Here is a 15,688-nt window from a genome sequence, read left to right as displayed (position 1 = left end):
ACATGATACCCCCGGGGGATACCAACCATGAAATACGCTTTCGAAACAATTGCCGTGGGCATAGGCGCCTTTCTGGCGTTGCTCGGCGTGGCTTTCGCCAAGGACGATTTGTTCGCGGCCCATATGTGGGTCCTGTTCTTCGTTCTTCTGGCGGGAACCGTGCTGTTGATGCGGCGAATCAATTTTGCTGCGCCTGCTACCCAAACGGCCGATGATCAATCAGGCTACCTCGACGGCGTTGTCCGTTACGGCGTGATCGCAACGACAATCTGGGGCATCGTCGGCTTCCTGGTGGGGGTGATCGTCGCTCTCCAGCTTGCCTATCCCGACCTCAATATCGAACCCTGGTTCAATTTTGGCCGGATGCGGCCGTTGCACACATCCGCGGTTGTTTTCGCCTTTGGCGGCAATGCGCTGATCGCAACATCATTCTACGTGGTCCAGCGCACCTGCCGTGCCCGGTTGTTTGGCGGCGATCTGGCCTGGTTCGTGTTCTGGGGTTACCAGCTGTTCATCGTCATGGCGGCGACCGGCTATCTGCTCGGCATCACCCAGAGCCGCGAATATGCCGAACCCGAATGGTATGTCGATCTGTGGTTGACGATTGTCTGGGTGGCCTATCTCGTGACCTTCATGGGTACGCTGCTCAAGCGCAAGGAGCCGCATATCTATGTGGCCAACTGGTTCTACCTTGCCTTCATCATCACCATTGCGATGCTGCATGTGGTCAACAATCTGGCCGTTCCGGTGTCGTTTCTCGGGTCCAAGAGCTACTCGGCCTTTGCCGGCGTTCAGGATGCCCTGACGCAGTGGTGGTATGGCCACAACGCGGTGGGCTTCTTCCTCACCGCCGGCTTCCTGGGCATGATGTACTACTTCATCCCGAAGCAGGCCAACCGTCCGGTCTATTCCTATCGGCTGTCGATCATCCATTTCTGGTCGCTGATCTTTCTCTACATCTGGGCCGGACCGCACCATCTGCACTACACCGCTCTGCCGGATTGGGCGCAGACGCTTGGCATGGTGTTCTCGATCATGCTGTGGATGCCTTCCTGGGGCGGCATGATCAACGGTCTGATGACGCTCTCGGGCGCCTGGGACAAGATCCGCACCGATCCGATCATCCGGATGATGGTAATTGCAGTGGCGTTTTACGGCATGTCGACCTTCGAAGGTCCGATGATGTCGATCAAGGCGGTCAATTCACTGAGCCATTACACCGACTGGACCATCGGTCACGTCCACTCCGGCGCACTGGGCTGGGTCGGCATGATCACCTTTGGCGCCATCTATTACCTGACGCCGAGACTGTGGAACCGTCCGCGGTTGTACTCCATGCGTCTGGTCAACTGGCACTTCTGGCTGGCCACGCTCGGTATCGTCGTCTACGCGGCGGTTTTGTGGGTCGCCGGCATTCAGCAGGGCCTGATGTGGCGCGAATACAATGACCAGGGCTTCCTGGTGTATTCCTTCGCTGAATCGGTGGCGGCTATGTACCCCTACTACGTGCTGCGTGCCATTGGTGGGATGATGTATCTCGCCGGCGGCATCATCATGGGCTGGAACGTGCTGATGACCATCCGCGGCCATGAACGGAACGAGGCCCCGATTCCGGGCGTCGCACCCGTCATGCAGCCGGCAGAGTAGGAGACACAACGATGTCACTTTTAGACAAACACGGTATCATTGAGCGTAACGCAACCCTGCTCCTGATCGGCTCGCTTGTGGTGGTATCCATCGGCGGAATCGTAGAGATCGCACCGCTCTTCTATCTCGAAAACACGATCGAGAAAGTCGACGGCATGCGTCCCTACTCGCCGCTGGAGCTGGCCGGTCGCAACATCTATATCCGCGAAGGTTGCTACACCTGCCACAGCCAGATGATCCGTCCCTTCCGGGACGAGGTCGAGCGTTACGGCCATTACAGCCTGGCGGCGGAATCGATGTATGACCGCTCGTTCCAGTGGGGATCGAAACGGACCGGGCCGGACCTGGCCCGGGTCGGTGACCGCTACTCCAACGAGTGGCATGTCGAGCACCTTACCGAGCCGCGCTCGGTGGTGCCTGAATCGATCATGCCGAGCTACTCGTTCCTGAAGACAACCCCGCTCAAGGTGGCCAATGTGACGGCCGACCTTGAAGCCAACGCGCTGCTGGGGGTTCCTTACAGCGAAGAGATGATCGCCAGTGCGAAAGCCGATCTTGCCGGACAGGCAGATCCGGAAGCCGATACCTCGGGCATCGAGGAGCGCTATCCGAAGGCCAAGCTCGGCGATTTCGACGGCGATCCGACGGTCGTGTCCGAGATGGATGCGCTGATAGCCTATCTGCAGATGCTCGGAACACTGGTCGATTTCTCGACTTATGACGAAGCCGCGGGCTACCGCTAAGGGGACTGAGCGATGGAAATCTATACCGCAATGCGCCACTTCGCCGACAGCTGGGGACTTGTCTTCATGTTCGTCTTCTTTTTGGGCATGGTGCTCTTCCTCTTTCGGCCCGGCGCCAAGTCCGCTGCCAATGAAGCGGCACAAATTCCGTTGAAGGAGGACTGATAAATGTCCGAAAAACACATTGACGAAGTGACCGGCATCTCAACCACCGGGCATGAATGGGATGGCATCCGTGAGCTGGACAACCCGATGCCGCGCTGGTGGCTGTGGACGTTCTATCTCTGCATCATCTGGGCCATCGGCTATGCAATTGCCTATCCGTCGATCCCGCTGATCAAGGGCGCAACTCCGGGTCTGCTGGGCTATTCAAGCCGTGCCGACGTGGTGAGCGAACTGGCAGACGCCAAGGTCGCCCAAGGCGCGATGCTCGAGAAGATCGCCGCCACCCCGGTGGGCGATATCGCAGGCGATCAGGAATTGCTGCAATTTGCCATTGCCGGCGGCTCGTCCGCCTTCAAGGTCAATTGCGCGCAGTGCCATGGTTCCGGCGCACAGGGCTCGGCTGGCTATCCCAACCTCAATGATGATGACTGGATGTGGGGCGGGACGATCGATCAGATCTACCACACCATTGCCCACGGCATCCGTTACGAGGTCGACGAGGACACCCATGTGTCGGAAATGCCGGCCTTTGGCGACATGCTCGAGCCTGATCAGATCAAAGAGGTTGCAGCCTATGTCATCAGCCTCAGCGACACGCCGTCCGATGCGTCACTGGTCGACGCCGGTCAGGAGGTCTATGCCGAAAACTGCGCCGCCTGCCATGGCGACAACGCCGAAGGCATCACCGACTTCGGGGCGCCGCGGCTGTCGGACGGCATCTGGCTCAAGGGCTCGACCGAAGACGCCATCGTTGCCCAGATCCGCAACCCCAAGCATGGCGTGATGCCGGCATGGATCGACCGGTTGGGCGAACCGACGATCAAGCAGCTTGCCGTGTTTGTTCATACGCTGGGCGGCGGCCAATAGGGTTTCGCCTGCATCCGGTACACAGCAGGCTGAAACACAAAACCCCGCTGGATGAATGTCCGGCGGGGTTTTGGTTTCCGGGCTTGAGCAACGGAGAGGGAGGTGGTTGCGGGCTGGTGGCGAAAACTTGCTGGTCCTACTGATCTTGGGTGTTCGTTCCACGCCATAAGAGGACATGCGACCTCTACGGCTTTCGGGGCAGAGCTGTCGTTCGCCCGAGAGAAAGAACAGTTCCGTTTGTCGCTGATTCTGCCGTTGGTCTGTAAATGCGATAAAATCGTAGCGACTGTCGAGTTTGACTGAACGAGCCATTGGGCCGCCCCCTCGCTGGAAGGTGCAAAGATAGCAACTGATGTGCCACGGACACCTTGCCGCCGACATTGGAGGGTTCTAAGCCAAAGCAATGCGTATTCTCGATAACATCATAAGTGACCGCGGGTCGAAATATGCAGTCTCGGGAGGCCCCTGCGCATCCGAGGAGGAGGCTAAAGCCTTTATCAAGGCGCTTTGCCGCAAGAAAAAATTCGCCAAGGCGTCACATAATACATGGGCTCTGCTGAGTGCCGATGCCCCATTGAAGAACGATGATGGCGAGGCAGGTGCGGGCATGGTGATCTTGCGGATGCTGGAGCGAGAAGGATTGCGCGACCATATCATCGTGGTTACGCGATGGTTTGGCGGCAAGCATCTGGGCGGCGACCGCTTCCGGCACGTGCAGGAAGCGGTGCGGATTTACCTTTCCGATCTGCGCGCAAACTGAAGTAAGTTGTCGAGCGTCAATTCGGCCCTTTGCGGACACTGGTGGTTGCTGCCCGCTAAGCGGGGACATCAACCGGTGCAGATCCTACCTCAACGCAGAACCTGCCAACGCGGTTCGACGCATGCTCTTCCATCGCGACAATTCCCGCAGTGAGGAAACCTAGAGCGTGTCCGATTAAAATAGGATCGGCACAAGGACGCTGTCGTTTCTCTTACAACGCCGGTTCGTTCAAACCCTGTCAGTTTCTACACGAATCTTGGGTGCTTCCCCATTCGACAAACGCATTGCGTACCTTCATCGACACCGTCAGGTTTCCGTCAGAATAGCGGGTCCCGGAACCAGATATGATCTGATCGAGACGCATTTCAGCGGCCCCGTCGAGTGAGACAAAGGCGGTTGAAGTACCGCCACGGTTCCGGATTCGGACAACCAGCGGAATGCCTTCAGTGCAAGTGAACCTATAGGTCCTGTCGCTATTCTTCTGTTTGCCGGCTTGGCCACCCGCCCTGGGGGTTGCACCCACAATCTGGTAAAGCGGCTGCATCTGGTCATTTCCGGCGGCATAAAGCACAAGTTTTCGGTGCAGATCGATTTGAAGCCTGACATTGCGGCTACGATCCAGAAGATAGACCGACCAGTCATCGCGATGTGTTTCTTCGAATTTGTAGCTGCCGTTCGCATTACGCTCGGTCCAGCGTTTGCCATTGAGTGAAATCTTGCCGCCCGGATAGCTTATTTCGATGACGTTGCGGCCGTTGACACCGTTAAAGGCGATCTGTGTGACGAAAATGGATTGGGAGATTCTGGGACTGTCCGGTGCAGCCGGCATTGCTACCGAGACAGTGACCCCGAACAGAGCGGTCGTAGGTACCAAAAGCGTCAGGGCGACATTTCTGAAATTATAGCTCATTTTCATCCTCATATCTAAAAAACGTAAGTAACTTGCAGCCGTTGATAGATGACCATGTAGTTATCACGGTGTAAAGTTTGCGTTTTTCAAATTTTTGGGTAATTACCCACCCCCGAATTCGTGATTTCCGGTTCTTCTACCGGCCTATGCCAGGACGGATGCGATGACCTGGAAGGGGTTTGCGCCTTTGAGGCGGGCGGTGTCGATGGTCGTGCGTACATCCGCCTCGGCTTGGGCGGCCCACATGGCGCGATATCCGTTTGTCACCTTTCGCTGAATGACCCATGGACGGAGCTTTCGCTCAGATGTGTTGTTGGTGACATCGACTTCTCCGGGATAGTCGCAAAACGTCAGCAGCTGATCGCGGGCCCGCCCGATCTTGGCCTGGAGCTTTTGGGCCAGGTCGCACGAAGTCGGGGCGCATAGAAGCCCGGCAAGCTGTTTATCGAATTTGCGCTTCTTGCTTGCGACGGTAGACGCAGCGAATGTGCTTATGGCTCTGGCGAAATCAAACACACGGCCAAACCAAAGCTGGAAGCGAAGAGGGAGATCATCCTCGCCATGTTCCAGCGCAAAGGCTGTATCACGCGCCAAATGTGCAAGGCAGGTTTGATGTCGATGGCCGTGAGATTGCTGGGCTGAATACCGATCAGATATCCATACCTCGGGGACATGGCCGCCCATGGTCTCGTGAACGACCCGTGCTGCACGGGAGTAATCGGGCTGGTGGACAACAGCATCCTTGCAATGAAAAACCCAGTGTTGGGCATTTGTGCCCTCGATACGCACACCGGTTTCGTCGCTGGCGACAACGCGGGCGGCTCGAAGGCTGGCCTTGGCGGCCTGTGCTGTGGCCTGGAAGCTCGGACGGGAGCGGGAAAACATGTTCATGATCGCGCCCTCGCTCACATTAAGGCCGAAGATATCCATGAACACACCGCTCAGGCGTTCGTAAGACAATGCATGGAAACTCTTGAGGTAGATCGCCAGCGCGTGAATGCCTGGCCCGAACGGCGTTGCGGTTGCCACGGCAGGTGCGGTGGCTTTTGTTGTCGTGCCGCATTGCGGGCAATGACAGGAAAAACGCCGATGCCGGGTGACATGAGGACGGATCGCAGGAATATCGATCTCGTCATAGGCCCCGGCCAGCACCATCGTATCATCACCGGAAAACGCATGGCCGCATCTCTTGCAGGCGGTCGGTTCATGATCGCGAAACATGTCGGCAAAATCCGCCAGCACCCTATTGTGGGGTTCATGCCCGGGCTTGGCTCCACCCGGTCGTGAGTTGACGCGTTTCTCTTTCTTGTCCGTCGAGGGCGGCTTGGAAGACGTCCGAGAATCCTTGGAAGGCCGTTGGAGCCGAAGCACCATCTCGATCAATTCGTCCTTGCTCAGCTGCTGCAAATCAGTCCGATCCATATCATCATGGATTCAGACATTGTGGTGCATGGCAAGGGGGTGGGTAATTACATTTTTGGCGTTCATCACTTGCAAATGGCCCCTTTCCGCCCGTTTGATCTGTACTGTTTCAATGGCGCTCCCGGCCCTTTGCGGACCTCCGCGCATGATGTCGCAAATGGCAGATTACGTACTTAGCGTAGAATACCGCGCCACACTGCACAGCTGTTATTCGACCGTCGGTGACCGCGATATTGTTTGCCGGGTGCAGCCAGCAATCCTAATGGCACTCTGCGGTCGACATCACGCCACGGCTAACAGTGCTTTGCCAATTTTCTCGACATGCGCATAAACGGTGCCACAGCAGCCTCCGAACACATTCATCTTCGGATAGGTGGTTTTGAGGTGACGATACTGCTCTGCCAGTTCATTCGGGTTACCTTCCTCCAGATGCCCAAGTTGGCATAGCGTTCCGTGGTCCAAAGTCGATGCATTGGCGCGAAGCCCGCGTATCCGGTTCACCCAAGGCTGAGGCTCAAGGGCCGGCCCGAAGTCCACCGGGTGCGAACAGTTGATCATGTAGTAGGCTGGCGCATTATTGGTTGCGTCGTCGACCGTCTCAATCGCTTGCTTCAGGGTTTCACCGCTACGTAACTTTCGGTCTTTTTCCAACGTAAACGAAATGACCGATGGCAAGCCCACTGTGGCCGATGCACGTGCAATGCCGATCGCCTCGTCCGTTGCACTAAGCGTCAACGCCGTCACGATATCCGCTCCTGCCGCTTTGAACGTCTCGATTTGTTCGCTGTGGTAAGCCTCGGCTGCTTCGGCTGTCAGGCCTTAATTGGTGTTGTACGCATCTCCCTTGGGGCCGATGCAGCCACTGATCACAATCTTATCGGCCGCCATCCCGGCTTCGACTGCAATATCGCGATACAGTTCAAGGCATTTGTGGTTCATCTCCGCCAAACCCTCATTGGAATAGCCAAGAAGTCTGCCCCAGTCCCTGCTGGCGCGGTAAGTGAGGCTGTCAAAAATGAAGCCCGTGCCAAGCTGGAGCGCGATGTGCGCAAACGCACTGTAGTATTCTCGTAACGCCGCAGTCGCTCGTGGATCATTGAGCAGATGAAACGCGCTGAATTCCGGTAAATCGAAACCTCGTTTGTACATCAGCCAAGTTTCGGTTCCGCCGTCCGTCAGAAAGATATCGTCCGTTTGGTGAGGTAACTTGGGGCTTTCTCGGCTCATGACGTTCTCCTGTCTCTGGAAGGTTTGTCTGACACAAGTGTAGTTTCTTCTCGCCATCCCCGACAAACGATCATAAATTGGCTCATAACTTAGTTATTCTAGGGTATGATACTCATGGCTAGGCACATTCCTCCACTTAACCAATTGCGTGCCTTCGAGGCTGCGGCCCGACACGAGAGCATCAAGAAGGGCGCGGAAGAGTTATGTGTGCCCCCCGCTGCGGTGGGGCATCAAATCAAGGCTCTGGAACTTGCGCTGAACACTTCCCTTTTTCGGCGCAGGACACGGAAGGTCGTACTGACCGCAGAAGGCCGCGAGTTGTCCGATAAGGTTGGCAAAGCGCTGGACGCGCTCGAAGATGCAGCGGCACAAGCCCGCAAACATGATCTGACCGGCACGCTCAAAATTACGATTGCGCCATTCTTCGCCAATCGCTGGTTATTGCCGCGCCTGTCAGGTTTTCATGAAAAACACCCCGGGATCGAGATCAAACCATCCTTGTCATTCGACTATGTTGATCTGGGGAAATCGGATTTCGATGCAGCCGTTCGTTATGGTGCGGGCAGTTGGGGCGGTCTCACGAGCACGATTATCTGTAACGATTGCGTCAGGCCTGTTTGCGCACCACAATTGGTGGCAGGCTTTCCGCTCCCCTTAACCGCCAGAAACGTTTTGGACTTGAACTTGGCATGTGCGGGGCGTTGGCGCGAAGATTGGACGGCCTGGGCCGATGCCGCAGGAGTTCAGATCAAAGACACAAGCAGCATTACCGAATACGAAAGCCGTGCCTTCATGTTCGACGCAGCTCTTTCAGGAAACGCGGTCATTCTCGCAGACACGAGAATGACCGCGGCAGACGAAGCCGCAGGCAGGCTCGTTGAGCTCAACCCCCTCAAGGTCAATCGTCCGCAGGGCATCTACGTTGTCTCAGAAGAAAAACCGATTCCAGACTTGCGGCTGAATTTGTTTATAAACTGGTTGAAGCTTGAAGCCGCTGCTTGATCAACCGAACCTACGTGCGATCAATTGTTCCGGATGATCAAAGTTCGCATAGGTGTCATTTGTCCGTAGGACAGCCAAAGCCCTCTTCCCGCCCCTCATTGCCGTTCAGTCTTCCACCCCAAAACTCAGGGAAGCCCAATAACTTTGCCAGTCGACATTCTGGTCGGCAGCGGGCTCGGTCATCTGCACCGCGGCGGCGAGGTAGGTGCCGGCGGTTGGAATGATGAACCGCGCGACGCCGTTGTTGTCCGTGCGCGCCAGCGTTCTGACCGCGTCGCCCTTGTCATCACGCCTGAACAGCGCCACTTGCCTGTTGGCCGACGGCTGCCCCTCCCACAACAGCGTGAAGCTCATTTCCGTGCCCGGTGTCAGCGCCGCCGGGTTTTGCCCGGCGACCAGTTCGAGCTGCATGCCGGTGGCGTGGTCCTGGTCGTTTGAAGCGTCGCCGACGTTGACCAGTGTCTTGGCGCATCTTGTGTAGATTTCCGTGATCCTGTCGCGTGGCAGCCCGCGGGCGTCGTGGCGGGCGGCGACGGTGTCGAGGCCTTCATAGGCCAGATATTCGCCAAACTTCTCCCAGTCGCGAAACAGAAGCTGCTGGCCGACCGAGACATAGGTGACGATGGTCAGGCCTTCGCCGCGCGGCGACACCGTGAGCGCCGGAATATCGCCGGCGGTGCCCTCGATGCTGATTTCGCCCAAGTGGTCGTACCGCATGAAGGACTGGAAGCGCGACGAGATGAAGGGAAAGGCGTCGCCCTTGAAATTCTGGCCGACACGAAGATCGGCGGTGATCTCGGAATCCGGCGCGACCGTGAAATCCTGTGGTTCGAGCCAGAACTCGTGCGCCGAGACTGGACTGAGCGCGCCCATCAGTCCAAGAAAAGCACATGCCCAAATGCGGCCTGTCTGTCGTGTCATCGTTCTTCTCCGAATTGGCCTTGCTGATGCATCTGTTCTTCCGTCCGATAAATCAAGTGCTGGCGCCGCTGGTTTTTGCGCTGGCGCTGCTGCTGACGTCTGGTGCTGCCAGTCTGGCGCATGAAATCCGCCCGGCGATTGCCGATCTCACCTTTGACGGGGAAGGCGGCGTCCGGCTCGACATCTCGTTGATCCTGGAGGCGGCACTGGCCGAGATCGGTGCCGGGCACGGCGACACCGACGAAAGCCCTAACGCCAAGCGCTACGATGAATTGCGGCTTGCGGCGCCAGACGACCTTGCCGCCGAATTCGAGCGTTTTCAGAGCCGGTTTCTGCAAGGCGTCGAGCTGAGCGTAAACGGAGAGCCGGTTGCACTTGAAGTCCAGTCCATCGATCTCGATCCGGTTGGCGACACCGATTTTGCACGGCTGAGCCGGTTATCGCTCGCGGGGCAATTGCCGGCTGGCGCGCAGGCGGTGACTTTTTCTTTTGACCCGGCCTTTGGCCCGAGCGTGATCCGGACGCCCGATGCGGAAGGCGGCTACAGCTATTCCGCCTATCTCGAGGATGGCGGCCCGAGCACGCCGATCCCGGTTGAGGGCGGGCTCGAGATCACCGCGCTTGAGGTGTTTGGCGATTACATCGGTATCGGCTTCACCCATATCGTTCCCAAGGGGCTCGATCATATCCTGTTCGTGGTCGGGTTGTTCCTGCTGTCGCCACGGCTCAAGCCGCTGCTCATCCAGATCACGGCGTTTACGCTGGCGCATTCGGTCACGCTTGCGCTGGCGATGCTGGGCGTGATCTCGCTGTCGCCGGCGATTGTCGAGCCGCTGATTGCCGCTTCGATTGTCTTCATTGCGGTTGAGAATCTGGCGACCAACCGGCTCAGCCCCTGGCGTCCGTTTGTGGTGTTCGGTTTCGGACTTTTACATGGTCTGGGCTTCGCTGGCGTGCTGACCGAGATCGGCCTTTCGCCCGGCCATTTCGTCGCCGGACTGGTTGCCTTCAATGTCGGCGTCGAGATCGGGCAACTGGCTGTTGTCGCGGTTTGTTATGCGGCGTTTGGGGCCTGGTTCTCGGACAAGCCCTGGTACCGGACCCGCGTCACCATGCCGATGTCGCTGGCCATTGCGGCCATTGCCACCTGGTGGTTTGTCGAGCGCATCGGCCTGATTGGCTGAGCGGCGCGGGTGTAATTCGGAACCACCAAAACCAGGCCGGGTGGCAGTATTGTCGCATGCGGGATGGTTGTCATTGACATCGACACCCACCGGGGCTTGATGGGCGCATGTAGTCGCTTGATCTTGATCAATGCGGCGGACCTGTCTGACGGGCAAGTTGCGATCCCAACCACTGGTACCGGAAATGAACCTGAACATGCCTTCCAAAAGCGCGTTGGCTGCGGACGAAATCGAGCAAATTGATGCCGAGGCGGTCAATGCCGCCTGGAAACGCAAACCGCTTTACGAAGCGCGCAAGAAAATCTTCCCGAAGCGCGCAGAAGGCGCCTATCGACGTTTCAAGTGGATAGTGCTGCTGATCACGCTGGGCATCTATTATGTCACGCCCTGGATCCGGTGGGACCGTGGTCCCTATGCGCCGGATCAGGCGGTGCTGCTCGATCTTGCCAACCGGCGATTCTACATCTTTTCCATCGAGATCTGGCCGCAAGAGTTCATCTTTGTCGCAGGGCTTCTGGTGATGGCAGGGTTCGGATTGTTCCTGATCACCTCCGTGGTGGGCCGCGCCTGGTGCGGCTATACCTGCCCGCAAACCGTCTGGGTCGATCTGTTTCTGGCGGTCGAGCGCTTCATCGAGGGTGATCGCAACCAGCGCATGAAGCTCGATGCCGCTCCCTGGAGTGCATCGAAACTGGCGCGGCGCGTATCCAAACACGCGACCTGGATCCTGATCGGCGTCGCCACCGGCGGCGCCTGGATCTTCTATTTTGCCGACGCGCCCACGTTGCTGGGCAATTTTCTGACCGGCACCGCGGCGCCGGTGGCCTATATCACGGTGGCCCTGCTGACGGCGACCACCTACACGTTCGGCGGCCTGATGCGTGAACAGGTGTGCATCTACATGTGCCCGTGGCCGCGCATCCAGGCGGCGATGCTCGATGAGAGTTCGCTGGTTGTCACCTATAATGACTGGCGTGGCGAGCCGCGCGGGCGCCACACCAAGAAGGCCGCTGCGCAAGGACTGATTCAGGGGGATTGCGTCGATTGCAATGCCTGCGTTGCGGTCTGCCCGATGGGCATCGACATCCGCGATGGCCAGCAGCTCGAATGCATCACCTGCGCGCTATGCATCGATGCCTGTGACAATGTGATGGACAAGCTCGACCGGCCCCGTGGCCTGATTTCTTACGCCACCCTGTCCGATTATGCGGAAAACATGGCTTTGGCCCAGGACCCGGCAACCGGTACGCTCGATCCATCTCGGGTTCGCACGGCAGACGGCGGCTTTGTCGACAAGGTCAAGCATTTCAACTGGCGCATCATCTTCCGTCCGCGTTCGCTGCTCTACATGGGCGTGTGGTCGCTGGTCGGGCTCGGGCTGTTGGTTGCGCTGTTGTCGCGCGACCGGCTCGAGGTCAATGTGCTGCATGACCGCAATCCGCAATATGTGCTCGAATCCAACGGCGATATCCGTAACGGCTATTCGGTCAAGATCCTCAACATGATCGCCGAGCCGCGGGTGATCTTCCTGTCGATCGAGGGGCTGGAGGGCGCGACCATGCGCATTCCGGGCATCGACCAGCCGGCGGGGACCTCCTTCGCGGTCCCGGTCGAGCCGGACCGGCTCAGGGAACTCAAGGTGCATGTGCTGCAGCCCAAGCAATATATCAGCTCCACCAGCGCCAGCTTTCGTCTCATCGTTGAAGACAAGGGCAGCGCCGAGCGTGATGTCTACAAGGCGAATTTCCATGCGCCGGAGATGAAATGATGCAGATGCTGCGCGCCATTTTCCAGCCGACGGAATTCACCGGCAAGCATATGCTGGCCATTCTGGTGGCATTCTTCGGTGTCATCATTACCGTCAATCTGATGATGGCGCGGTTTGCTATCACGAGCTGGAGCGGGCTGGTCGTACCCAACACCTATGTGGCGAGCCAGCAGTTCAACGGAAAGGCGGAAGAAGCCCGTGCCATCTCGGCGCTCGGCTACGAAGTGGACCTTGGCGCCAATGCCGATGGCCTGCAGATCACGCTCACGGACCGCGATGGTCGGGTGGCCCGCGCCGATGAGGTGACGGCCTCGTTGCGGCGGCCTGTGGGAACCCACGAAGACCGGGAACTGGTTTTCAACGCCAATCAGGCAGGCATCTACGTCGCCGACGGACGGCTTGCCGAAGGCGAATGGATCGCCCATGTCACCGCCGTCAAGGATGGACAGGCGATCTATCACAAGGCGCGGCGGTTCCATGTCGAGGCAGACGGGAGCGTGCTGAAATGAGTTGCTGTGCGGCGGGAACGGAAAGCGCTGCCGAACTTGAAGCGCTGAAGACGGAAGGACCGTCCACTGAAGAGATGTGGCTGTCGAGCCGCTCTCTGGGTAATGGCAAGCGCCAGCTCGACCTGATCGTTCCCGGGGTACATTGCGGCGCCTGCATTGCGCTTTTGGAAAAGGAATTGCCGAAGGTCTCGGGCGTCGATCATGCCCGCGTCAACCTGTCGACACGGCGGGTGGCGGTGGTATTTGACGAGAATGCTGGTGATGACGGGTACCCGGAAGCGGTGCTGAGCGCGCTTGGTGACCGGTTCAAGGCGCTGGGCTATCCGGCGCATCTGCCCGGCGGCGCCGAAGAGGGCGTTGATCCGGTGTTTCGCGATCTGCTCAAGGCGCTCGCGGTGGCGGGCTTTGCCTCGATGAACGTGATGCTGCTGTCGGTCTCTGTCTGGTCGGGGGCGGAGGCCGCGACGCGGGATCTGTTTCACTGGATCTCGGCGCTGATCGCCGCTCCGGCACTGGCCTATTCGGGACGGATCTTCTTCTCGTCCGCCTGGGGCGCGCTGCGTCATGGCCGCGCCAACATGGATGTGCCGATTTCGCTGGGGGTGATCCTGGCCTATGCGATCTCGCTCCACGAGACCATCACCCATGGCGAACACGCCTATTTTGATGCATCCGTCACCTTGCTATTCTTCCTGCTGGCAGGCCGCACGCTCGACCACATGATGCGCGAAAAGGCCCGGTCGGCGGTGCGCAATCTGGTGCGGCTGTCGCCGCGTGGCGCGATGGTGATCCAGCCTGACGGCAGCCGCGATTACATGGCGCTCGATGAAATCGAGGCGGGCATGCGGCTGGCGGTGGCGCCGGGAGACCGGATACCGGTCGACGGGCGGGTTGTTTCCGGCCGGTCGGACATGGATTTTGCCGTCGTCAACGGCGAGAGCGCACCGCAGATGGTCGAGCCCGGTTCGCTGACGCCTGCGGGCACGCTCAATTTGACCGGGGCGCTGGTGCTGGAAGCAACCCGCGACGCCAAGTCGTCATTCCTGGCCGAGATGGTGTCGATGATGGAAGCGGCGGAAAGTGGCCGTGCCGGTTATCGCCGCATTGCCGACCGGGCTTCGGCGATCTACGCGCCGGTCGTGCACATTCTGGCGCTTGGCACCTTCATCGGCTGGATGATGGTGACAGGTGACTGGCGGATGGCGATGATGACCGCTGTTGCAGTGCTGATCATCACCTGTCCCTGTGCGCTCGGACTCGCGGTTCCGGTGGTCCAGGTGGTGGCGGCGGGACGGCTGTTTGAAAACGGCATCATGGTCAAGGACGGATCCGCCATGGAGCGGTTGGCCGAAACCGACCGGGTTGTATTCGACAAGACCGGGACGCTGACCCGGGGCCAACCGCGGCTGATCAATTCGGCCACGGTAGCGCCGAACCATCTGGCTATTGCCGCGCGGATTGCGCGGGCTTCACGTCACCCGCTGAGCCAGGCGCTGGCCGCGCATGAGGCGGGTAACGGGTTCATGCCGGAATTGGACATTGTCGAGGCGCCCGGTGATGGCGTCGAGGCGATTTCGAGCGATGGCGATGTCTACCGGCTTGGCCGGGCGGCGTTTGCGCTGGACGGCCATGATGATGGCCTCGACCAGATGGATGCAGCCAGCCAGGTAATCTTGTCGAAGAACGGCCGTTTCCTCGATGTGTTCCTGTTCTCCGATCAGTTGCGGCGTGGGGCTGCGCAGGCCATCGCCCGGCTGAAGGCGCTTGGCATCGAAGCGGAAATCTTGTCGGGTGACCGGGAATTGCCGGTCAAGGCACTGGCGACTGATCTGGGAGTCAGTGATTACGTGGCCGGTGTGCGGCCACGCGGCAAGGTCGACCGGGTCAAGGCGCTGTCTGCTGCCGGTGGCAGGCCCCTGATGGTTGGCGACGGCCTCAATGACGCCCCGGCACTGTCGGCGGCGCATGTGTCTATGGCGCCGGCGAGTGCCGCCGATGTCGGGCGAATGGCTGCCGATTTCGTGTTTCTGCACGATTCGCTGGAAGCGGTGCCGCTGGCAATCGAGGTGTCGCGCAAGGCCGGCAAACTAATCCGGCAGAATTTCGCGCTGGCCGTCATCTATAATTGCATTGCCGTGCCTGCGGCCGTGCTGGGGCATGCGACCCCTCTGGTCGCGGCATTGGCGATGTCGTCGTCATCGGTGATCGTGGTGCTCAACTCGTTGCGGCTGAGGCGCAAGACCCGGATCGAGCAATTTGCCCGCAATGAACCCGGCGTCTCGGCAGTGGCCACGGTTGCGGATCCGGGCCTCGGTGCGCCGGTATGACCAACCTCATTTTCCTGATTCCCATCGCGTTGTTTCTCGGCGGATTGGGGCTTGCAGGTTTTCTCTGGTCGATGAAAAGCGGACAGTACGACGATCTCGACGGTGCCGCCTGGCGAGTCCTTGATGATGATGACGACAAACCGAAACCGGATTGACCGCCGTCAACTGCACTCTCGGCTTTGTGATAGCTGACGACCGGTCCGCCATGCCATGAGGCTTGCCGAGCGCTGAGCAAT

General features: G+C 59.0%; 14 protein-coding genes and 1 pseudogene. 11 read left to right on the top strand and 4 right to left on the bottom strand.

What is annotated here, in order from left to right:
• The first annotated feature begins 27 nt into the window (after positions 1-27).
• From ccoN to OEG84_RS07585, 5 genes are all read left to right on the top strand, one after another.
• On the top strand, positions 28-1,647 hold the full coding sequence (ccoN, locus tag OEG84_RS07605; RefSeq protein ID WP_267653184.1) for a cytochrome-c oxidase, cbb3-type subunit I: 1,620 nt from the start codon (positions 28-30) through the stop codon (positions 1,645-1,647).
• Positions 1,648-1,658: 11 nt separating this feature from the next.
• On the top strand, positions 1,659-2,390 hold the full coding sequence (ccoO, locus tag OEG84_RS07600) for a cytochrome-c oxidase, cbb3-type subunit II (protein WP_267653183.1): 732 nt from the start codon (positions 1,659-1,661) through the stop codon (positions 2,388-2,390).
• 12 nt (positions 2,391-2,402) lie between these two features.
• Entirely contained in the window at positions 2,403-2,555 is a 153-nt protein-coding gene (locus OEG84_RS07595) for a cbb3-type cytochrome c oxidase subunit 3 (RefSeq protein ID WP_267653182.1), read from the top strand.
• A gap of 3 nt (positions 2,556-2,558) precedes the next feature.
• Positions 2,559-3,422, top strand: a complete 864-nt coding sequence (gene ccoP / locus OEG84_RS07590) for a cytochrome-c oxidase, cbb3-type subunit III (protein ID WP_267653181.1) — start codon at positions 2,559-2,561, stop codon at positions 3,420-3,422.
• 403 nt (positions 3,423-3,825) lie between these two features.
• The gene (locus OEG84_RS07585; RefSeq protein WP_267653180.1) at positions 3,826-4,182 is read left to right on the top strand and encodes a YigZ family protein; all 357 of its coding nucleotides are present in this window, start codon (positions 3,826-3,828) and stop codon (positions 4,180-4,182) included.
• A 238-nt stretch (positions 4,183-4,420) separates the two neighbouring features.
• On the opposite strand, the gene OEG84_RS07580 is transcribed toward OEG84_RS07585, so the two are convergent.
• The 3 genes and pseudogenes from OEG84_RS07580 to OEG84_RS25580 all read right to left on the bottom strand — a co-directional run bounded on the left by OEG84_RS07580 (position 4,421) and on the right by OEG84_RS25580 (position 7,741).
• Positions 4,421-5,092, bottom strand: coding sequence for an MliC family protein (locus OEG84_RS07580; RefSeq protein WP_267653179.1), 672 nt, complete (start codon positions 5,090-5,092; stop codon positions 4,421-4,423).
• A 144-nt stretch (positions 5,093-5,236) separates the two neighbouring features.
• Positions 5,237-6,514 (bottom strand): IS66 family transposase, encoded by a 1,278-nt coding sequence (gene tnpC / locus OEG84_RS07575; protein ID WP_267651873.1) that lies wholly within the window; start codon positions 6,512-6,514, stop codon positions 5,237-5,239.
• Between the two features lie 282 nt (positions 6,515-6,796).
• Positions 6,797-7,741: pseudogene (locus tag OEG84_RS25580) on the bottom strand (homocysteine S-methyltransferase family protein).
• A gap of 114 nt (positions 7,742-7,855) precedes the next feature.
• Here OEG84_RS25580 and OEG84_RS07565 point away from each other — a divergent pair.
• Positions 7,856-8,743, top strand: a complete 888-nt coding sequence (locus OEG84_RS07565; RefSeq protein WP_267653178.1) for a LysR substrate-binding domain-containing protein — start codon at positions 7,856-7,858, stop codon at positions 8,741-8,743.
• A gap of 105 nt (positions 8,744-8,848) precedes the next feature.
• On the opposite strand, the gene OEG84_RS07560 is transcribed toward OEG84_RS07565, so the two are convergent.
• Complete coding sequence (locus OEG84_RS07560) at positions 8,849-9,616, bottom strand: DUF4198 domain-containing protein (RefSeq protein WP_267653176.1); 768 nt, start codon at positions 9,614-9,616, stop codon at positions 8,849-8,851.
• A 17-nt stretch (positions 9,617-9,633) separates the two neighbouring features.
• Here OEG84_RS07560 and OEG84_RS07555 point away from each other — a divergent pair, with 17 nt between their 5' ends.
• The 5 genes from OEG84_RS07555 (at position 9,634) to ccoS (ending at position 15,607) form a co-directional block, all read left to right on the top strand.
• Positions 9,634-10,848: a HupE/UreJ family protein gene (locus tag OEG84_RS07555; protein WP_267653175.1), complete on the top strand. Its 1,215-nt coding sequence runs from the start codon at positions 9,634-9,636 to the stop codon at positions 10,846-10,848.
• Positions 10,849-11,044: 196 nt separating this feature from the next.
• Positions 11,045-12,616: a cytochrome c oxidase accessory protein CcoG gene (gene ccoG / locus OEG84_RS07550; RefSeq protein WP_267653173.1), complete on the top strand. Its 1,572-nt coding sequence runs from the start codon at positions 11,045-11,047 to the stop codon at positions 12,614-12,616.
• Positions 12,613-13,125 (top strand): FixH family protein, encoded by a 513-nt coding sequence (locus OEG84_RS07545; RefSeq protein ID WP_267653172.1) that lies wholly within the window; start codon positions 12,613-12,615, stop codon positions 13,123-13,125. The genes ccoG and OEG84_RS07545 overlap by 4 nt, the downstream gene beginning before the upstream one ends.
• Positions 13,122-15,452 (top strand): cation-translocating P-type ATPase, encoded by a 2,331-nt coding sequence (locus OEG84_RS07540; RefSeq protein ID WP_267653171.1) that lies wholly within the window; start codon positions 13,122-13,124, stop codon positions 15,450-15,452. The genes OEG84_RS07545 and OEG84_RS07540 overlap by 4 nt, the downstream gene beginning before the upstream one ends.
• Complete coding sequence (gene ccoS / locus OEG84_RS07535) at positions 15,449-15,607, top strand: cbb3-type cytochrome oxidase assembly protein CcoS (RefSeq protein WP_267653170.1); 159 nt, start codon at positions 15,449-15,451, stop codon at positions 15,605-15,607. The genes OEG84_RS07540 and ccoS overlap by 4 nt, the downstream gene beginning before the upstream one ends.
• Positions 15,608-15,688: the final 81 nt, after the last annotated feature.

Source organism: Hoeflea algicola (assembly GCF_026619415.1).
GTDB classification, from domain to species: domain Bacteria; phylum Pseudomonadota; class Alphaproteobacteria; order Rhizobiales; family Rhizobiaceae; genus Hoeflea; species Hoeflea algicola.
This window is presented reverse-complemented; position numbering and strand designations above follow the sequence as displayed.